Here is a 20,799-nt window from a genome sequence, read left to right as displayed (position 1 = left end):
CTCCTTATTTACCCACACGTTTACGGATAGCGTTGGCATGAGCCTGCAATCCCTCTGCTTCAGCCAAGGTAATAATATCGTCAGCAGCAGCCATCAATGCCGGAGCAGTGTAGACAATAATGCTTGTTTTCTTCATAAAGGTTTCTACGTTCAGTACGGAATAGAACTTCGCCGTACCGCCTGTCGGCAGAACGTGGTTCGGTCCTGCATAGTAATCGCCCAGCGGTTCCGGTGAATAAGCACCGAGGAACATAGCGCCGGCATTACGGATATACGGCATAATTTCAAACGGTGCCTTGGTCATGATTTCCAAATGCTCCGGTGCGGAAAGGTTAGCCATTTCGATAACGGTAGGCATATCCTTGGCAAGGATAATCTTGCCTGCCTGCTGCAGCGAGGTGCCGGCAATTTCCTTACGCGGCAGCTGTGCCAGCTGTACTTCTATTTCTTCGCCCACAGCATTAGCTACACGCTCGCTGTCGGTAATCAGAATAGCGCAAGCCAGCGGGTCATGCTCTGCCTGGCTCAGCAGGTCTGCTGCCAAATAAGTCGGATTAGCGCTGTCATCTGCTACAATTAAAATTTCGCTCGGGCCGGCCAGCATATCAATATCTACGTGGCCGATAACGGCTTTTTTAGCCAAAGTTACGAAGATGTTGCCGGGGCCGGTAATTTTTTCTACCTTCGGTACGGTTGCAGTGCCAAAGGCCAGCGCAGCAATCGCCTGAGCGCCGCCCATTTTATAAATTTCGGTAACGCCGATTAATTTTGCCGTTACCAGCACGTTCGGATTAACCTTGCCGTCCTTTCCGGGCGGTACGGCCATCACAATGCGGGGAACGCCTGCTACCTTTGCCGGGCAGGCATTCATCATTACAGACGAAGGATAAGCAGCAGTGCCGCCGGGAACATAAATACCGACGGAATCAACCGGGGTAACCTTTTGTCCCAGCAGTGAACCGTAAGGGCGGTTCGTAAGCCAGGTTTTCGGCATCTGCTCCTCATGGAACTTCATTACGTTAGCAATAGCACGCTCCAAAGCAGCCTTTACTTCCGGTTTGACAATAGCTTCCGCTTCCGCAAATTCTTCCTCGGTTACGCGGATATTTTCCGGTGTCAGCTCTACGCGGTCAATCAGCTTAGTATAGTAAAAAAGGCTTTCGTCACCGTTTTTACGCACATCAGCGACAATCTGGTCAACAACCTGTGCTGCCGTCATGTGTCTGCCGAACATAGCATCCGTGCCTGCCTGAATGCGCGGAGATAATTCCACCTCGTCAAAAGCCTTCTTCTTCATTAAAGCAGCAATCTCTGCTGCGCTCATCTTTCTTGCGTCTGTAACCTGCATTTTATTTATCCTCCTCATTTAAAACAATACGTAAATCCTCAACCAGCTTATGTAAGCGGGCAAATTTCAGCTTGAAGCTGGCGCGGTTGGCAATCAGTCTGGCAGTAGCGGTAAAAATAGAATCAACCTCCGCCAGTTTATTTTCTTTCAGGGTGCGCCCTGTTTCTACTATATCTACAATCATTTCGCTCAGGCCTACGATAGGTCCCAGCTCAATTGAGCCGTTGAGCTTCACAATTTCCGTCTGAATGCCCAGCTTATTGAAATAAGCCTTGGCGCAGTTAGGATACTTCGTTGCTACCCTCAGGTGAGCGTAATCCGTCAGCTTGGCGCGTCGCTTAGCCTCCGGCACTGCCATCATCAGGCGGCAACGGCCAAAGCCCAAATCCAAAAGCTCCACTACGTCCTTATCCTGCTCCAGCAGCACATCCTTGCCGATGATACCGATATCTGCCGCACCGTATTCAACATACGTCGGCACATCAACGGTTTTGGCAATAATGAATCGCACCTTGGTTTCCTCGTTGCTGATAACCAGCTTGCGCGAATCCTCGGTAACGTTTTCGGCGCTGTAGCCTACCTTCGCCAGCAGGCGTACAGACTTATCGAACAGCTTGCCCTTCGGCAATGCTATAGTAATGTATTCGTCCATAAAAATACCCCTCTATATTTTCCAGCCATAAGCTTAATGCGTCTAATTTTTTCCTTTAAGCTTATTCTACATATACTAACGATTTACAGCCATATTCCTTTACGGCGAGCGCTGCTCCCTGCAGGTCCGCAGCCTCGGTCAGTAGCTTAACGCTGCGGCCTTCGCGGCGCAATGCTGTCGCTTTGGCAATCGCCTCCGGCAGCTTGCCTTCGCTCCAGGCTACCAGCACGTCCCAGGTGCGGTTGTTGGTAACAACGCCGTTGCGCTCCAAAGCCAGCAGCACGCGGTCTACGCCAACAGCAAAACCTGTTGCCGGGCACTCCAGGCCGAAGCGCTGCATCATCTTGTCGTAGCGGCCACCGCCTGCCACCGGATAACCCATTTCCGGCAGATACACTTCAAAAAGCATACCGGTGTAATAATCAAGTGAACGGTACAAGCCAAGATCAAAGCTCAAATAGTCTGCAGCGCCATATGCTTCCACCAGCTTATAGATTTTGCGCAAATCATTCAGAGCGCCTTGGCACTTAGCGTTAGTTACTATTGCAGCAACTTTGTCTAAAAGCTCTATGCCACCCTGCAGGAAGAGGAAATCGGCAAAAAGCTGCTTGATTTCCGGACGGATATTTTCCATCGCATCTGCCATCTGCTGCATACCCACAGCATCATGACGGCGCAGGCAATCCTTCAGCTGCTGCAGCTGAGCAGCATCAAAGCCTGCTTCCTCCGCCAGGCCGTTGATAAAATCAACGTGGCCCAGGCTGATAGCGAACTTCTGCAAGCCTGCAGCCTGCAATGCTTCGGCTGCCAGCACGATAACCTCGGCATCGGCAGCAGCGCCGCTGGCACCCAGCATTTCTACACCGGCCTGCTCAAATTCGCATTGGCGTCCTGCCTGAATTTCTTCATAGCGGTAAAGGTTTGCCAGATAGCAAAGACGTTTAATCTTTTCGCCGCCCTGCAGGCGCGTCGCTGTCAGGCGGGCAATCGGCGCCGTCATATCATTGCGCAGTGCCAGCAGATTATTGCTGCGGTCAAAAAACCGGAAATCCCCTTTGGTACCGGCAGCGCCGAAGGTATCAACATATTCAAAATCGGGTGTTTTTACCTCATCATAGCCCCATTTGTCAAAAACATTGATAATCGCATTTTCGATTCCACGGCGTGTCTTCATCTCTCCCGGCAGAATATCCTTGGTTCCGTAGGGAACCTGATATACCTTATTAGTCATCTTCTTTCTTCCCCTCTTTTATAACTTGCATAACAGAATTATAACCATCCGCGCCGTAAACAAGACAACGCTTAACACGTGAAATGGTTGCGGTGCTGGCACCGGTTTTCTCTACGATAGTTTCGTAAATACAGCCCTCATCCAGCATGCGCGCCACCTCCAGGCGCTGTGCCATGGCCTTCAGCTCGCTGATAGTACAGATATCCTCAAAAAATTTATAGCATTGCTCCTCATCCTTTAAGCTGAGAATCGCTTTGAATAATTGGTCTGTTAAATGATCATGAATATTTGCTGCCATTTTTAGTTTCCTCCTGTGCGTTACGTGCATATAACGATAGTACTTTAACTCACTAACTCGTAAAAATACTTTAATACTTTATCTTGCGAAAGTCAAGGAAAAATTTACAAAAAATCTTTTTTCCGCAGGTTTTGTAAAAAATTTCGCATTTCGCTTTACAATTACCTAGCATTTTGATATAATTTGAGCAATTCCTGAAATCCATTGGACGCAGCTTTACAGCTTTACAGTTTTTCAGTAAATTTTACGCAAAACTGTTGACAATATCCTAAAATAGATGTATGATTATTTCATTCAAACTTAACAGAGATTTCATCAAGAGTAGCTGAGGGACTGGCCCGATGAAGCTACGGCAACCACACATCAGTGAACGGTGCCAATTCCAACGGATAATTCCGGCAGATGAAGATTACAGATGCAACGTATCCTTCGCCGTGCCGGTGAAGGATTTTTTTTACGCCGGCCGTCGATTCCGACAGCAGACGTACACCGGAGAATGCGACTCTCAAGCAACATCCGCTGACTTCTATTGGAAAATAATCTCTCACACTCAAATAAGGACTGCTGAAACTTGCAGTCACATTAGAAAGGAACACAAGAATGATAGAACTAGTTAATGTAGAAAAAACCTACTACAGCAAGGCCGGCGACATCCATGCTCTGTACAAAACAAGCCTGAGCATCAAGGCCGGCGAAATTTTCGGTATCATCGGTCTTTCCGGTGCCGGCAAATCCACATTGGTGCGCTGCATCAATATGTTGGAAAAACCGACCGCAGGCCAGGTATTCGTTGACGGCCAGGAGCTGACCGCCATGAGCGAAGCACAGCTGCGTAAAGCACGTCAGAGCATCGGCATGATCTTCCAGCACTTCAACCTGCTGGCAAGCCGTACTGTTTATGATAACATCGCTTTTCCGCTGGAAATCCAAGGTCTGAGCAAGAGCGAAATCGACAAGCGCGTACGTCCTCTGCTGGAGCTGGTACAGCTGGAAAGCCGTGCCAACTACTATCCCAGCCAGTTATCCGGCGGTCAGAAACAGCGTGTAGGCATTGCCCGCGCCCTGGCAAGCAATCCTAAGGTACTGCTGTGCGACGAAGCAACCAGTGCTCTCGACCCGCAGACCACCAAATCTATTCTGCATCTGCTGCAGGACATCAACAAAAAGATGAATCTGACCATCGTGCTGATTACACACCAGATGGAGGTTGTAAAAACCATCTGTGACCGCGTTGCTGTTATCGAAAGCGGCGACATCATTGAGGAAGGCCCGATGATTGACGTTTTCACCAATCCGCAGCACCCCACTACCAAAGAATTTACCAAGAGCGTTATCAACGCCGAGCTGCCTGATATCGTTAAACAGATGAAATTAAGCGATACCTATACCGAAGGCAGCAAGCTGCTGGTACGTATCTCCTTCATCGGTGACAGTGCCAGCGAGCCTATTATTTCCGGCATGGTAAAACATTTTGATGTTGACGTAAGCATTATTTCCGGTAATACCGACCAGCTGAAGGATGTCCTCTTCGGCACTCTGCTGATTGAGATTTCCGGTAACCGCGAGCGCATTAAAAATGCATTGGAATATCTGCATCAGCAGCATCTGAAAACGGAGGTAATTGGCTATGAGTCCTGATATGATTGACCTTTTAATAAAATCCTTTTGGGAAACCTGCTACATGGTTTTCGCTTCTACCGCACTTTCCACTTTAATCGGCATTCCGCTGGGCGTAATTCTTACCGTAACCCGCAAGGACCACATTCTGCCGAACCAACCGCTTAACACTATTCTGGGCGCGATTGTCAACGCAACGCGTTCCACTCCTTTCATTATATTAATGGTAGCAATTATTCCGCTGACACGTATGATTGTCGGCTCTTCCATCGGTACTACCGCAGCAATTGTGCCGCTGACTATTTCCGCAGCACCGTTCATTGCACGTATCATTGAATCTTCTTTGCTGGAAATCAACCCCGGCATTATCGAAGCAGCACAGGCTATGGGTGCAAGCCCGATGCAGATTATCACTAAGGTACTGCTTCCCGAAGCAATGCATTCCATCGTACTGGGCGTAACGCTTGCCATCATCAGCTTAATCGGCTATTCCGCAATGGCCGGCACCTTGGGCGGCGGCGGTCTTGGTGACTTGGCAATTCGCTACGGCTACCAGCGCTTCCAGATGGACGTTATGATTGCCACCGTTGTCGTGCTCATCGTCATGGTACAGGCAATGCAGTCCTTAGGCGACTACGCATCCAAAAAGCTTAACAAAAACAAACTGTAATCTACAGGCCAAATGAGGGTTTACAACGATGAAGCGAGTTTCATCGACGTAATAAAGAAAAAAGCCGCTGCTGTTTGACAGCAGACCACCATTATTTTAGGGAGGAACAACTTATGAAGAAGATTACCAAACTTTTACTCACCGTTGCGCTCTGCGCACTGACCATCATCGCCGCAGGTTGCGGTGGCGACAACAAGGCAGCCGATAAAAAGGCTGACCCGAACGCACCCGTTAAAATCGGCGTAACCGCAGGTCCGCACGCTGAAATCATGGACAACGTTAAAAAGCTGGCTGAAAAGCAAGGCCTGAAAATTGAGGTTGTCGAATTCTCAGACTATGTAACCCCGAACGTATCCCTGGCACAGGGCGAGCTGTTTGCCAACTCCATGCAACATGCTCCGTATCTGGCAGCAACTCTGAAAAAAGAGCCTAAATTCGAACTGGTTGAAGCTTTCAAAACCGTAAACTTCCCGATGGCTATCTATTCCACCAAATATAAAAAGGTTGAGGATATCCCGGCAGGCGCAACCATCGGCATTCCTAACGATCCGTCCAACGGTGCTCGCGCACTTCTTGTTCTGGCTGACAAAGGCTTCATCGAAGTTAAGGATAAAAATGATGTTTCCACCTCTGTAGCAAGCATCACCAAAAATCCGAAAAACTACAAAATTCAGGAGTTGGACGCTGCTTCCATTCCTAAAGCAATGGGCGACCTTGATATTGCCGTAATCAATGCCAACTATGCACTGATTGCCAAACTGAACCCGTCTAAGGACAGCCTGCTGGTTGAACGCGCTGATAACCCGTTTGTCAACATCTTCGTAACCACCAAGGCTAACGAAAAGGATCCGCGCATTGAACAGCTGAAGAAGATTTACACCTCCGCTGAAAACAAAAAATTCATCGAAGATCACTTCAAAGGCTCCATTACTCCGGCATTCTGATTTACCGAAGTATAGTCCAAAAGCTCCCGCAGACTTCTGCGGGAGCTTATTTCTTGCCTTACCGCAATTTCTAAAAAATTTTTGCATTTAGCACTTTACAAATTTAGCATACTAAAGTATAATGGGTACATAGTTAAATGCTAATTAACAAATGAGGTGTGGAAAATGAAAAAATTAGTTGCTTTAGTAATGGGCCTGATGATGATGCTCATGATGGTTGCCGGCTGCGGCAGCGACGGCCCGAAAAAAATGGTAATCGGCCTGGACGATAACTTCGCTCCTATGGGTTACCGCAATGAAAAGAATGAAATCGTCGGCATGGATATCGACCTTGCACGCGAAGCCTGCAAGCGTGCCGGCATGGAAGTAGAATTTAAACCAATCGACTGGGGTGCAAAGGAAGCAGAGCTCAAATCCAAACGCATTGACGCTATCTGGAACTGCTTCACCGTTAACCCGGAGCGTGAAAAGGTATATGGCATGTCCAAGCCTTACATCAACAACTCCCAGCTGGTTGTTGTTCCTAAAGATTCTCCGATTAAAACCCTCGAAGATTTAAAGGGTAAAATCGTAGCGGTACAGGATGACAGCACAGGCTCCTACCTGCTCGAACAGCCTGCACACAAAGAGCTGGCAGCTTCCATGAAGGAAGTTCGCAAATATCCCGACTTCGCAGCTATTTACATGGAAATAGACAACAAACGTGTTGATGCTGCTATCGTAGACGCAGTTCTTGCTCGCGGCTATTATGACAAAAAGAAACCCGGTGCCTACAGAATTCTTGAACAGAACATGGGTGATGAGGTTGTAGCAATTGCCTTCCGTAAGGATGACAAAGACTTTAAAGACCGCATCGACAAAGCTATGGATGAAATGAAAAAAGACGGTACCTGCAAAAAGATTTCCGAAAAATGGATGGGCGCAGATATCACAAAATATTAATTTGTTATCACTTGAGGGCTGTCGCATTTAGCGGCAGCCCATATTATAATTATATGGAGAGAAATAATTTATGGATTACGTTTTAAATATCATCCCTCAGATGATGGATGGCTGCCTGGTATCATTTCAAGTTTTTATTATCACCATCGTCCTGAGCATTCCGTTGGGCATTCTGCTCAGCCTCGGCCGTGTTTCCGGCATTAAACCCCTGCAGGCCCTCATCGGCGGCTACGTTTGGATTTTGCGCGGCTCCCCGCTGATGCTGCAGATTTTCTTTGTTTACTTCGTACTGCCGTCCGTCGGCATCCGCCTGCCGGACTTTGAATCGGCCATCGTAGCCTTTGTATTAAACTACGCTGCCTACTTCTGCGAAATCTTCCGCGCCGGCATCCAGGCAATTCCTGCAGGCCAATACGAAGCAGCGCACACTCTGGGCATGAACTATGTGCAGACCATGCGCCGCATTATCCTGCCGCAGGTTATCCGCATCATTCTGCCGCCTATCAGCAACGAAACCATTACTCTGGTAAAGGATACCTCCCTGGTATACGTTCTGGCGATGAACGATCTGATGCGTACCGCACGCAACCTGGTACAGCGTGACTTTTCTATTACCCCCTTCATCGTTGCTGCAGTCTTCTATCTGCTGGCAACTCTGATTTTAACCATTGTTTTTGAACGTCTGGAAAAACGCTTCTCCAGATATGACCAATAGGAGGAGTAACAGCAATGACAACCAAAATCAAAGCAACCAATATCTGGAAAAAATTCAATAACCTGGAAGTACTCAAGGGTATCGACCTGGAAGTAAACGAAGGCGAAGTTGTTGCCGTAATCGGCCCTTCCGGCGGCGGCAAGAGCACCCTGCTGCGCTGCCTCAACAAGCTGGAAACAGTTGATAAGGGCAGCATCACCATCGACGGCGAAGAGCTGTGCCGCGAAACATCCGGCGGTACGGAATATGTCAAGAACAATGATGTCCGTCGTATCGCCTGCAAAATGGGCATGGTATTCCAGCAGTTCAACCTTTTTCCGCATATGACTGTTCTGGAAAACCTGATTGAAGCACCTGTCAACGTACAAAAGCGTGATAAAGCAGAAGTTATCAAGGAAGCAGAGGTTCTGCTGGCAAAGGTCGGTCTTTCCGAAAAGCGCGATGTTTATCCGCGCAAGCTCAGCGGCGGTCAGCAGCAGCGTGTAGCTATCGCCCGTGCTTTAGCCATGAAGCCTGCTATTATGCTTTTTGACGAGCCTACATCTTCTCTGGATCCGGAGCTGACCGGTGAGGTTTTGCGTACTATGCGCGAGCTGGCAGACGAAAAAATGACCATGGTAGTCGTAACGCACGAAATGGGCTTTGCCCGTGAGGTTGCCACCAAGGTTGTTTTCATGGCTGACGGTCATGTGCAGGAGCAGGGCAGTCCGGAAGAAATTTTTGTTAACCCTAAAAACGAACGTCTGAAATCCTTCTTAAAAGTAATTTTAAAGTAATCAGATAAAGGTTTCTAAATTAATTCACAGATTACACCTACCTTTGTCATATATGTTTGTTACAATAATACTCGAGGATGAAAGGAACCTATCGAACAAGGCAAGCAAAGAAAGGTGATTTCAATGCACGTTAAAATTCTTGGCCCCATGACTAAGCAGGCAGAGCTGCTGCTGCAGAATACTGCTATTGCTTTAAAGAAGCTCAAGGTTAAGGCTGAGTTTGAAAAAGTTTCCGAATTCCAAAAGGTAGTGGCCTATGGAGTGATGGCCTTCCCCGCTTTAGTCATCGACGAAAAGTTAGTTGCTGTCGGCAGCACGCTTTCGGTAGATGAAGCCATGACTCTTATAAAGCAACTCTCCTAAACATATCTTTTCATCATACACCTCTCCTTAAAATACACCGCACCGTGCGAAATGTGCGGTGTATTTTTTTGCTTTGAAAGGATTTTGACTAATGTTAAATTTATGTAAAGTTCCTTACGCACTTTTAACATCATAAAATTTCGAGTATAATAGGTATAGGTATATGCTGTTTTTACAGCAATTATGGATGCATACAAACTAAAAAAGGGGACTTATTTTTTATGCTTGCTTATTTCTTGGCATTTTTAGGCGGTATCGCCTTATTTATGTATGGTATGCAGCTGATGGGTGACGGTCTGCAAAAGGCTGCCGGCGCCAAGCTGCAAAAGATTCTTGAAGCCATGACAGGCGTGCTCGCCATGGGCATTCTGTTAGGCGCAGTTGTTACTGCTGTGCTGCAGGCCAGCGGTGCTACCACCGTTATGACCGTAGGCCTGGTAAATGCGGGCCTGCTCACGCTGAAGCAGGGCTTCGGCATTATCATGGGCGCCAACATCGGTACCACTATGACGGCACAGCTCATCGCCTTCAAGCTTTCCGACTATATCACAATTTTAATCTTCATCGGCTTTTTGATGCAGCTGCTGGCGAGAAAAAGCCGCACAAAATATCTTGGCCAGGTTATGCTGGGCTTCGGTATTCTGATGCTGGGCATGGATATGATGGGCAAGGCTGTTATGCCTCTGCGTAACTATCCCGGCTTTGTACATTTCATCGAGGTTTTCTCCAGCAATCCGCTGCTTGGCATCGGTATAGGTATGATTATGACTGTACTGATTCAGTCCAGCAGTGCTACCATCGGTATTCTTATCGCCATGGCCGGTCAGGGCCTTATTCCGCTGGAAGGCGCGATTCCTGTACTGCTCGGCGACAATATCGGTACCTGTATTACTGCCGTACTCGCTTCGCTGCGTGCTAACCTTACGGCTAAGCGTGTAGCTGCAGCTCACGTAATGTTCAACGTCATCGGCAGTATAATTTTCGTAATCTTGATGCCGTTCTTCATTAAATTCGTGCTGCTCGTATCACCTGACGGCGATATTGCGCGTCAGATTGCGAATGCGCACTCGGCGTTCAACATTCTCAACACACTGCTATTTATGCCCTTTGTCAACCCTTTCATCAAGCTGGTAGAAAAGATTGTGCCGGGCAAGGCAGAAATCATCTCCATGCGCCCTGTTTATCTTGACAAAAACATGCTGAACACTCCCTCCATCGCTATCAGCCTTGCTGTCAAAGAGGTTGTGCGTATGGGCGAGCTGGCACGCAAGGACGTGCGTCTGGGCATGGAGGCTATTCAAAGCTTTGATGCCGACAAGGTAAAATATGTTCTGGAGCACGAGCCTGTTGTCGATGCGCTAGAGCGAGATATTACCGACTATCTGACACAGATGAGCTCCGCAGAAATGAGCGAAAGCCTGACGACACGTCACACCGGTCTTTTGCACGCCTGCACGGATATCGAACGTATCGGTGACCATGGTGAAACATTGGCTAAACGCGCACGCAAGCTTGTTGAGGAGGACGTGGTTTTCTCTGATGAGGCTAAGGCCGAGCTGCTGCAGCTCAGCGAAATGGTACTGCGTGCCTCCGGACGTTCATTGGAAGCACTGGAGAAAAATGATAAGGTTATTGCGGAGGACGCTGTGCGTCTGTGCCGTGAGGTTAAGCAATACCAGAAGAAAATCCGCAAAAATCATATCACGCGCCTTAACGAACATATCTGCAATCCTACTGCAGGCTTTGTTATGATGGAGCTGCTGATTAACATGAAGCGTGTATCCGATCATTCCAAAAACATTGCCCAGCTGGTGCAAGGAACATTCTAACGCTTATAAAGCAACAGCAAGCATACAGACTACTGCTCAACATAGTCTGTATGCTTTTCTTTTGCGTAAAAGCATCAGCTAATAATAGTCTTATCCTTACAAACCTATTTTGCTGTACTTATAAAATCACAGCTTTTTCACAAATTCTTTGCTATAATTTAAGTAAGCAAGGACTGCGTTTCCGACTGTTACAGTCTTAGCGCAGTCCTTTTTGGTTACGCGTAGAGTCTCAAACGGCTTTACGGTTTTTTATTATACCTATTGCGGCAGAGATTTTTATAATATATAAGCTTATAAAATATATTATATATATTGAGCACAACATTTCTCCGCTGTAAAACTACGGAACGCTGCAGCGTTTCACACTTTTTTTACTTTAATTATTGATGACACCTTTTACTAATTACAGGTAAAGTATTACAATATAAGATGAGTATTTATCAGCTTAGATTCAGATTATAAAAAAAGAATGTGAACATGCTTCAGACATGGCTCTGAACGTCATATTCGCAGGAGGTTACTATGCAGATAGGATTGGATATTGGCAGTACTACAATTAAAATCGCCGTACTGGACGATGCAGGCAATCTGCTATTCCATAAATACGAAAGACATTACAGCCAGATTGCAGAGAAAATTCTGGCCCTACATAAAGAATTGATGACGAAATTCCCTACACTGCATAGCGCACGTCTGGCCATCAGCGGCAGCGGCGGTATCGGTGTAGCGGACAGTTGCGGACTGCAATTCGTGCAGGAGGTTTTTGCAGAAAAAATCTGCGCCGAAAAGCTCAATCCCGGGACCGATGCCGTTATCGAATTAGGTGGCGAGGATGCCAAAATCCTCTTCTTAGGCCGCCATTTTGACGCACGTATGAACGACAGCTGCGCCGGAGGTACCGGTGCTTTCATCGACCAGATGGCTTCTCTGCTGAATGTAGAAACACCCCAGATGAACGAGCTGGCACAGCAGGCACATAACACCTACACCATCGCCAGCCGCTGCGGCGTTTTCGCCAAGAGCGATATCCAGCCGCTGCTCAACCAGGGTGCGGAAAAAAGCGATCTGGCAGCCAGCATCTTTCACGCTGTAGCAAGCCAGGCCATCACCGGTCTTGCCAAAGGCCGTCCCATCTGCGGCAATGTGCTGTATCTTGGCGGACCGCTCACCTTTATGAGCTGTCTGCGTGATGCCTTTGACAGTGTTCTGAATATCAAAGGTGTCTGCCCGGAAAACAGCCTGCTTTATGTAGCAATGGGTGCAGCCTTCTGTGCCGAGCACGAGGTGGACCTTACCACGCTGCCGGAAAAGCTGCAGGCAGCAGCAGCGCAGCACAGCTTTGAACATCTGCCGCCGCTGTTTAAAAACGAAGGTGAATATACCGTTTTCAAGAAGCGTCACTCTAAAGAAAGTGTCGCTATCGGTACCCCTGCGGAGGCAAGTGAAGCCTTTATCGGTATCGATTCCGGCAGCACGACTATTAAAATCGCTGTTATGAGTCCTGACGGCAAATTGCTTGATTCCTTCTATCAAAGCAATAAGGGTAATCCTGTTGTTGCCGTCCGCAATTATCTTACCAATTTCTATACAAAATATCCCACCTGCCGCCTGTTGGCAGGTGCAGTCACCGGCTACGGCGAGGAGCTGATTCGCCACGGCTTCGGTGTTGACTATGGTATCGTAGAAACAATGGCGCACTTTTATGCTGCCCAATATCTGGAGCCGGAGGTAGATTTCATTCTTGATATCGGTGGACAAGATATGAAGTGCCTGAAAATCCATAACGGTGCCATCGACAACATCTTTCTGAACGAAGCCTGCTCCAGCGGCTGCGGCAGCTTTTTGCAGACCTTTGCCGAAATTTTGGGCTATACAGCCGAGCAGTTCGCGCAAATTGGCCTTAAAGCAGATATGCCGGTAGACCTGGGCAGCCGTTGCACCGTGTTTATGAACAGCAGCGTTAAGCAGGCACAAAAGGACGGTGCCTCCGTTGCCAACATCAGCGCCGGCCTGTCCATCAGTATTGTCAAAAACGCTTTATATAAGGTTATCCGTCCGGCCAGCAAAGAAGCCATCGGCAAGCACATCGTCGTTCAGGGAGGCACCTTCCTCAACGACTGCGTACTGCGCGCCTTTGAGCAGGAAATGGATTTGAACGTTATCCGCCCCAACATTGCAGGCCTTATGGGAGCCTACGGTGCCGCTCTGTACGCACAGCGCCGCTACAAGGACGCACCGCATCAGACAACGCTGCTCAACCTGCAGCAGCTGGGTGAATTCGTTCATACAGTCAAGGGCATAACCTGCGGACTGTGCAATAACCATTGTCACCTCACCGTCAACACCTTTGCCGGCGGCAAACGCTTTATCAGCGGCAACCGCTGCGAGCGCCCCATCACCCACATGGCACCCAAGGATGAGCTGAACCTGTACCGTCAGAAGCTGCAGCTGCTCAAGGAATTGCCTGTTAACGAAACGCCTAAACGCGGCATTATGGGTATACCTATGGGCCTGAATATGTACGAGCTGCTCCCCTTCTGGAATGCTTTACTCTCCAGCCTGGGCTTCAAGGTTGTCCACAGTCCGATTGAAGACAAAACAATTTACCGTCTTGGTCAGGGAACCATTCCCAGCGACACCGTCTGCTATCCGGCCAAGCTGATGCATGGTCATATCAAATGGCTGCTGAAGCAGGGAATCACCAATATCTTCTATCCCTGCATGACCTACAATATAGATGAACAGGGCACGGAAAATTGCTATAACTGCCCTGTTGTAGCCTATTATCCCGAAGTGCTGCACGCCAACATCCGTGATTTGAATAAGCCCGAGATACATTTTTTCTATGATTATCTTGGCCTGCTCCACAAAAAGAAGCTGGTTAAAAAGCTGCAGGAAATGTTTGCCAAGGCTTATCCGGATATCACCAAGGAGGAAATCCGCAAGGCCGTTGATGCTGCCTTCACTGCCTTTTATGACTATGAAGCGCAGGTAAAGGCTAAAGGACAGCAAATCATCAGCAAGGCACGCGAAGAGCATAAGCCTATCGTTGTACTGGCAGGCCGTCCCTATCACATCGACCCCAAGGTCAACCACAGCATCGACCGCCTGATTACTAACATGGGCGCTGCCCTCGTCAGTGAGGATGCAGTAAGCAGTCATATCAAGACCAAGGAGCTCAACCGCGATTTGCAGGTGCTCAACCAGTGGACCTATCACGGCCGCCTGTACGCGGCAGCCGAATATGTTGCCCAAAATCCTGATATGCATCTGATTCAGCTCGTCAGCTTCGGCTGCGGCTGCGATGCGATTACGGCCGATGAATGCCGCCGCCTCCTCGAAGAACGCGGACGCATCTATACACAAATAAAAATAGACGATATCGACAACCTTGGTGCTGCCAAAATCCGCATCCGCAGTCTGTTCTCCGCAGCCCAGCTTTTCGATATAGATAATAATTAAAGGAGATTTGCATATGCTACCAGCAGCTAACGTTAAGTTTACCCCCTTCACGGAGGATATGAAAAAAACGCATACTATACTTATACCCGGCATGCTGCCTATGCATTTTTCACTGCTGCAGGCAGCACTCGTAAGCTGCGGCTACAAAGCCGAGGTTCTGCACAACACCGGCCGCGAGGTAATCGAAACCGGTCTTAAATACGTCAATAATGATATCTGCTATCCGGCACTGCTGGTTATCGGCCAGCTGATAAACGCTTTGGAAAGCGGCAAATATGATTTGGAGCACACTGCGCTGATTATCACCCAAACTGGTGGCGGCTGCCGTGCCTCCAACTACATCTACCTGCTGCGCAAGGCTTTGGAAAAAGCCGGCCTTACGCACATCCCTGTCATCAGCCTCAACGTCAACGGCTTGGAGCAGCAGCCAGGCTTCCATCTGGACGCATCCATGGTGCATAAGTTTTTGGCTGCCGTTGTTTACGGCGATACACTGATGTACCTGACGAATAAAACACGTCCCTATGAGGTTGTACATGGCGCTGCCGACAGACTGGCGCAAAAATGGCTGGCACGCTTGAGCGAAGCCTTCAAAAGCGGTAAGGCACAGGCCTTAGGTACCATCAAGCAGCTTACTAAGGCTATTGCGCACGAATTTGCGGATTTGCCTATCACCAACAAAGAAAAAACTAAGGTCGGTATTGTCGGTGAAATCTATATCAAATATGCCGCTTTGGGCAACAACAATCTGGAAGCCTTCCTGCAGCGTCAGAACTGCGAATATATGCTGCCCGGTCTGATGAATTTCATCATGTACTGTGTTGATACTTATCTTACGGACTATAAGCTCTACGGCGGCAGCCTGCTTAAATACAGTGTCAACAAAGGCGCTATGTGGTATTTGAAATATATGGAAGGCATTCTGCATCAGGCTCTCAGTATCGCTCCCTTCAGCGCCCCCGCCACCTATGCGGAAACTAAGGCTATGGCCAAGGGCGTTATCGGCTACGGCAATAATATGGGCGAAGGTTGGCTGCTGACTGCCGAAATGCTGGAGCTGGTACACAGCGGCTACACCAATATCATCTGCGCTCAGCCCTTCGGCTGCCTGCCTAACCACATCGCAGGCCGCGGTATGATCAACAAAATCAAGGAGATTGCCGAAGAGGCTAATATTTTGGCACTGGACTACGATGCCAGCGCTGCCCGCGTCAATCAGGAAAACCGCATTAAGCTGATGCTGGCGACAGCGAAGTAAAAAAGCATAAAAAGATTCAAAGGCGTTCTACCGTACTTAAGTAGAACGCCTTTACTGTTTTTGCCCCTTAACGACAGCCCTTTTCAAAGAAAACCTCCGCAACATCCCACAACAAATAATTTACAATTTTTTTGCTTGTAGCACACAAATATGCTGTGCTATAATATTCAGCGCAATTTTATTGAATGAAAGTCAGGTGCTTGATATATTATGGAAAACAAAATCACTACCCGCGAATGGCTGCCCTTAATCGGCATGACCGTTTCCGCCTTTATTTTTAACACATCGGAATTTATGCCCATAGGCCTTTTATCCGATATCGCCGCAGACTTCCGCATGACGGAAGCGCAGGCCGGTATGCTGATTACCATTTACGCCTACGTCGTAATGCTCATGAGTCTGCCGCTGATGATTGCCGCTTCCCGCTATCCGCTGCGCAAGCTTTTGCTGGCCACCATCAGCCTGTTCGCCGTATCGCATGTAGCCTCCGCCTTCGCCACCGGCTTTTGGACGCTGCTGCTTTCACGTATCGGCGTAGCCTTCGCCCACTCCATTTTCTGGTCGGTCGCCTCACCTATCGCCGTGCGTCTGGTCAAAGGTCCCTTTAAAGCACTGGCTATGAGTATGATTGTAACCGGCACGGCCATCGCCATCATCGTCGGCCTGCCCTTAGGACGCATCATCGGCCTTTACGTCGGCTGGCGTATGGCCTTTATGTGCATCGCCGTTTTAGCCTTCATCGTACTGGCCTATATGTTCTTCGTTTTCCCCAAGCTGGAAAAAAGCGAACCGTTTACGCTTTCGCAGTTGCCGATAATGCTGAAAAATCCTGTGCTCATCGGTCTCTATATGATGTCCTTTTTACTCCCCACCGGCTATTACACCGCCTACAGTTATATCGAGCCTTACCTGAAGCAGATTGCGCTGATGGATGATGCCTGGATAACCATCACCCTGGTTATTTTCGGTGCAGCCGGACTTTTGGGCAGTGCCGCCTTTTCCAAATGGTATGACAAATGCCGCTATCACTTCTTCCGCATCACCGTTCTTGGTGTTGCAGTTGTTTTGCTGCTGCTCTACCCCATAAGCATCAATCATTATCTGCTGGTACTGCTCTGCGCAGTCTGGGGCATTTTCGTTACCGCCTTCAACGTTGTAGGCCAGGCAGAGCTTTTACGCACAACTACCATGAGCACCTCCGCTGTGGCTATGTCGATTTACTCCGGCATTTATAATCTGGGTATCGGCAGCGGCAGCTATCTGGGCGGACTAATCTGCACGCATGCTTCCATCGCTTATATCGGTCTCGGCGGCGGCGCAATCGTGCTGCTTTCCTTTATTTACTGTGCCTTTTTCCTGATTCCTGCTATGCGTCACCAGCAAGTAGAGGCTGAAAAATAAATTTAACCGCCAAAAAGCGTATAATAAACTGTATATTAAATTTCCTCACTTGCTATATTTCCTGTTTTTATTTATAATTAAGAGATACGTAAGATTACAAAGAAGGAGATTTTCTATCAATATGTCTGCAAGTACAACCAAAACTAAGAATCAACCATCCCGTAAACCTGTATTGTTGGATTACTTAAAAGCCTTCACTAAGGATAAATTGATTTTTGCAGCGCGTCAGCTCTGCATCACCTACAGCAAGCTCAAAAAGGACGAGCTGGCAGAAAAAATCTGCACAGAAATGCAAAAGCCGGAAATTGCAGCAAAACGTTTTGCTATCATGCCGGACGAAAATATCCATGCCTTCGAAGCAGCCTTGGAGAAAAAATGCTTCCATCCTACCTACAGCGAATATGCACTGCTGCTGCCCTTTATTTCTATGGGCTACATTGTTTCCTATCCCGACGACTGCTTTGAAGCAGTAAAGGAAGCACGTACCGTTTACAAAAAAATCAACACCGCAGACTTCCAGGCTCGCCGCCAACAGCTGGCATGGCTGCTGGACTGCATCACCGCTATGTCCAGCCTGCACCTTATTCTGCCGGTAGAATTTTTCTGCGAAATGTACAATCAAAAAGCAGGCTTTGAGCTTACTCCGGAAACTCTGCCACAATTACTTGCCGAGGTTCCGAGCAACTTTAACCCCTGCGCAATTAAAGACGGCCGCATCCTGCTCAAGAAAAATGACAGCGATGACTTCTACACCAGACTGGAACAGGGCAGAAAGCCCTTCGGCCTGTATAAGCCTACCGTAAAGGAAATCACCATGCTTTCCCACTACGGCTATCTGCAATCTACCACCGCATATCAGGATCTGCATGACTTCTTTACTCAGGAGCTGAATGTTGCGGCACTGGATGCACATTACTGGTGCCAGTACATCTATGAATTCGAAAACTCCAACACCGACGGTAATACCTCTGAGCTGATTCAGAAGCTGCAGGCTAACATCCCCGCCTGGAACAATTACAGCCATCTCGGCAGACTTTCCGTACTACTGCAGAACGCCCGCAACAATGCTACCCGTATGTTCTGCCTCGGCGGCCACACTCCCAACGAAACTATCAAGCTGCTGCGCGATGCACAGCAGGCAGCTCAGCAAAATACCCGTGTAGGTGCCAAAGCGAAAAAGGTTTATCCTAACGACCCCTGTCCCTGCGGCAGCGGCAAAAAGTATAAAAAATGCTGCGGTAAAAAGCACTGAGCAGCAGGCTATGCTTTAGTGTAAGAAGGAATTGCAATGAAGAAATTTTTAGTCGTTGATTTTGAATTTACTACCTACGAGCGCCCTGTCGGCCGTCCGCGCGGCTTCTTTTCCGAGATTATCGAAATCGGCGCAGTGAAGCTGGACGGCGAACCGCTCACCGATTGCGGACGCATCCAGAGCTTTGTCAAACCGCATTTTTATCCCAAGCAGGCCAAGGATTCTATGGATTTTTGCATGATAACCGCCAAGGATATGCAGCAGGCCATTGAATTCCCTGCTATGGTGCAGGAGCTGGCAGCGCTTTACGAAAGCGGCGAAACCTACTTTGTAGCCTGGGGAACCGAGGATTATAAGGTACTGCAGACAGGCTGCGAGCGTCATAAAATCGAAAACCCCGTAAAATACGAGGACTATCTTGATCTGGCGCTGGCCTACCGCCTGTGGAAGGGTGATGACTACACCACCGGTCTGAAAAAGGCAACCGAGGAGCAGGAGGTCAACACCGCCGGCCTTTGGCACACCGCCTTTGACGATGCCAACAACACCGGTAAGCTGCTGATTGAAATGTTTAACCGCGGCTGGAAGCTGGAGGATTTCTTCGCTGCCCGCGAGGTTTACGAAGCGGAGCGCGCTGCCCGGCAGGCAGAGCGTGCCAAGCACCATAACGGTTACAGAAGATGGTAAAATTTTAAAGCGCATAAAAAATGCAAGTTATCTTTGCACGATAACCTGCATTTTTTATTTACGCCTGTTTTTTCTTATGCATCAAGAAATAAAACGGTAATGCGATAACCGCTGCGCCAAAGCCGATCATAAGCTGCTGCGGTTTAGCCTGCGCCAAAAGCCACAGGCTTACAATTAAAGCAATAACAGGAATAACCGGTCCGAACGGAATCTTAAACGCACGCGGTGCATCCGGCATTTTTTTGCGGAATACCATGATAGAAAGACACGTCGGAATATATTGCGAAAAACGTGAAACTACGCTGATGGAAGCTAAAAATGCGAAACCACCGGAATAACCTATCAGCATCGCAACCACTGTCGATATAATAATGCACCAGTAAGGTGCACCAAAACGGTTACGCTCTGCCATAAAAGCAGGCAGCATATGCTGCTCCGCCAAAGCCAGTCCGCAATGCGGTGTAACAAAGGAAGCAGCAATACAAAGCGCGCCAATGGAAATCAACGTACCGGCAGCAACAACCGTTGTACCAAAGGCACCGGCAATACGAGTAAAGGCCGCCTGTACCGGAGCTGTTGTATCTGCAAGCTCATAGCCCATGATACCGATAGCACAGGCCAACAGCAGAATATAAATGGCAGATACGGTAAAAATTGTAATCAGAGTTGCCTTCGGCAGATTTTTTTGCGGGTTTTCCATCTCGGCAGCTGCAACACCCAAGGATTCAAAGCCGGTAAAAGCAAAAAACAGCATTACGGCCGCAGTGCCAAAGCTTCCCGGTGTATAAACGCCATGAGGAAACAGCGGTGTAAAATTAGCAGGCTCGATATAAAAAATACCTATGCCAATAAACAAAACAAACGGCAGCAGCTTAGCAATAGTTGCTACGTTCTGAATAACTTCGTACAGTTTGATACCCAACAGGTTAATAACTGCCAGTATCAGGAAAATAACACTGACAATGACATTCTTCATCATATCAGAGCTGAGTGCGGGAATAATACCGCCTAAAGCTGTAGCAAAACCAACTGCCATTGTTGCAAAGGCAATGATACGCGTTGCCCAGGACAAAAAGCCTACTTCATAGCCGACAAAGTCGCCAAAAGCTTCCTTAGCATAAATATATGCGCCACCATTTTCCTTAAACAAGCCGCCGGCTTCGGCAAAGCAAAAGGTAATCGCCAGTACCAGCAGCATATCAAACAGCATAACCAAAAGGCTGGCCGGTCCGATAATTGCCATCGCTTTATTCGGCAAAAGGAAAATACCCGAACCGATAATACCATTGATACCTAATAATACAATACTCCAAAAGCCTAACTTTTGTGATTCCATACTTCCGACCTTCTTCTG

The 20,799-nt window shown here is 48.1% G+C and carries 18 protein-coding genes and 1 riboswitch; of the genes, 13 read left to right on the top strand and 5 right to left on the bottom strand.

The window, feature by feature from the left end:
- Positions 1-4: 4 nt before the first annotated feature.
- The 4 genes from hisD to KAH19_RS05175 form a co-directional block, all read right to left on the bottom strand.
- Positions 5-1,348, bottom strand: a complete 1,344-nt coding sequence (hisD, locus tag KAH19_RS05190) for a histidinol dehydrogenase (protein ID WP_210685386.1) — start codon at positions 1,346-1,348, stop codon at positions 5-7.
- A 1-nt stretch (position 1,349) separates the two neighbouring features.
- Complete coding sequence (gene hisG, locus KAH19_RS05185) at positions 1,350-2,000, bottom strand: ATP phosphoribosyltransferase (RefSeq protein ID WP_009146395.1); 651 nt, start codon at positions 1,998-2,000, stop codon at positions 1,350-1,352.
- 61 nt (positions 2,001-2,061) lie between these two features.
- Entirely contained in the window at positions 2,062-3,231 is a 1,170-nt protein-coding gene (gene hisZ / locus KAH19_RS05180) for an ATP phosphoribosyltransferase regulatory subunit (RefSeq protein WP_210685385.1), read from the bottom strand.
- Positions 3,224-3,529, bottom strand: coding sequence for a YerC/YecD family TrpR-related protein (locus tag KAH19_RS05175; protein WP_021719150.1), 306 nt, complete (start codon positions 3,527-3,529; stop codon positions 3,224-3,226). The genes hisZ and KAH19_RS05175 overlap by 8 nt, the downstream gene beginning before the upstream one ends.
- Before the next feature lie 309 nt (positions 3,530-3,838).
- Positions 3,839-3,938, top strand: a riboswitch (SAM riboswitch).
- Between the two features lie 191 nt (positions 3,939-4,129).
- Between KAH19_RS05175 and KAH19_RS05170 the strand changes: the two genes are divergently transcribed.
- The 13 genes from KAH19_RS05170 to KAH19_RS05110 all read left to right on the top strand — a co-directional run bounded on the left by KAH19_RS05170 (position 4,130) and on the right by KAH19_RS05110 (position 19,445).
- Positions 4,130-5,167, top strand: coding sequence for a methionine ABC transporter ATP-binding protein (locus KAH19_RS05170; protein WP_210685384.1), 1,038 nt, complete (start codon positions 4,130-4,132; stop codon positions 5,165-5,167).
- A complete protein-coding gene (locus tag KAH19_RS05165; RefSeq protein WP_009146391.1) occupies positions 5,157-5,816 on the top strand; it encodes a methionine ABC transporter permease in 660 nt (219 codons plus the stop codon). The genes KAH19_RS05170 and KAH19_RS05165 overlap by 11 nt, the downstream gene beginning before the upstream one ends.
- Before the next feature lie 113 nt (positions 5,817-5,929).
- The gene (locus tag KAH19_RS05160) at positions 5,930-6,760 is read left to right on the top strand and encodes a MetQ/NlpA family ABC transporter substrate-binding protein (protein ID WP_210685383.1); all 831 of its coding nucleotides are present in this window, start codon (positions 5,930-5,932) and stop codon (positions 6,758-6,760) included.
- Between the two features lie 165 nt (positions 6,761-6,925).
- On the top strand, positions 6,926-7,702 hold the full coding sequence (locus KAH19_RS05155; protein WP_009146389.1) for an amino acid ABC transporter substrate-binding protein: 777 nt from the start codon (positions 6,926-6,928) through the stop codon (positions 7,700-7,702).
- Positions 7,703-7,772: 70 nt separating this feature from the next.
- Positions 7,773-8,417: an amino acid ABC transporter permease gene (locus KAH19_RS05150; protein WP_210685382.1), complete on the top strand. Its 645-nt coding sequence runs from the start codon at positions 7,773-7,775 to the stop codon at positions 8,415-8,417.
- A 14-nt stretch (positions 8,418-8,431) separates the two neighbouring features.
- A complete protein-coding gene (locus KAH19_RS05145; RefSeq protein ID WP_210685381.1) occupies positions 8,432-9,193 on the top strand; it encodes an amino acid ABC transporter ATP-binding protein in 762 nt (253 codons plus the stop codon).
- A 123-nt stretch (positions 9,194-9,316) separates the two neighbouring features.
- The gene (locus tag KAH19_RS05140) at positions 9,317-9,556 is read left to right on the top strand and encodes a thioredoxin family protein (RefSeq protein ID WP_009146386.1); all 240 of its coding nucleotides are present in this window, start codon (positions 9,317-9,319) and stop codon (positions 9,554-9,556) included.
- A 221-nt stretch (positions 9,557-9,777) separates the two neighbouring features.
- The gene (locus tag KAH19_RS05135; protein ID WP_210685380.1) at positions 9,778-11,385 is read left to right on the top strand and encodes a Na/Pi cotransporter family protein; all 1,608 of its coding nucleotides are present in this window, start codon (positions 9,778-9,780) and stop codon (positions 11,383-11,385) included.
- Between the two features lie 522 nt (positions 11,386-11,907).
- Complete coding sequence (locus tag KAH19_RS05130) at positions 11,908-14,847, top strand: acyl-CoA dehydratase activase-related protein (RefSeq protein ID WP_210685379.1); 2,940 nt, start codon at positions 11,908-11,910, stop codon at positions 14,845-14,847.
- Positions 14,848-14,860: 13 nt separating this feature from the next.
- Complete coding sequence (locus tag KAH19_RS05125) at positions 14,861-16,105, top strand: 2-hydroxyacyl-CoA dehydratase (protein ID WP_210685378.1); 1,245 nt, start codon at positions 14,861-14,863, stop codon at positions 16,103-16,105.
- Positions 16,106-16,315: 210 nt separating this feature from the next.
- Positions 16,316-17,506, top strand: coding sequence for an MFS transporter (locus tag KAH19_RS05120; RefSeq protein ID WP_210685377.1), 1,191 nt, complete (start codon positions 16,316-16,318; stop codon positions 17,504-17,506).
- Positions 17,507-17,627: 121 nt separating this feature from the next.
- The gene (locus KAH19_RS10935) at positions 17,628-18,758 is read left to right on the top strand and encodes an SEC-C metal-binding domain-containing protein (protein WP_246869435.1); all 1,131 of its coding nucleotides are present in this window, start codon (positions 17,628-17,630) and stop codon (positions 18,756-18,758) included.
- A gap of 36 nt (positions 18,759-18,794) precedes the next feature.
- Positions 18,795-19,445 (top strand): exonuclease domain-containing protein, encoded by a 651-nt coding sequence (locus KAH19_RS05110; RefSeq protein ID WP_210685376.1) that lies wholly within the window; start codon positions 18,795-18,797, stop codon positions 19,443-19,445.
- Positions 19,446-19,503: 58 nt separating this feature from the next.
- Here the strand turns inward: KAH19_RS05110 and KAH19_RS05105 are convergent, their stop codons facing one another.
- Positions 19,504-20,781, bottom strand: coding sequence for an APC family permease (locus KAH19_RS05105; RefSeq protein WP_210685375.1), 1,278 nt, complete (start codon positions 20,779-20,781; stop codon positions 19,504-19,506).
- Positions 20,782-20,799: the final 18 nt, after the last annotated feature.

Origin of the sequence: Phascolarctobacterium sp. Marseille-Q4147 (assembly GCF_017968825.1) — a bacterium.
Taxonomy (GTDB): Bacteria; Bacillota; Negativicutes; order Acidaminococcales; family Acidaminococcaceae; genus Phascolarctobacterium_A.
The sequence above is the reverse complement of the archived record's forward strand: the minus strand, read 5'-3'. Positions and strand labels throughout refer to the sequence as shown.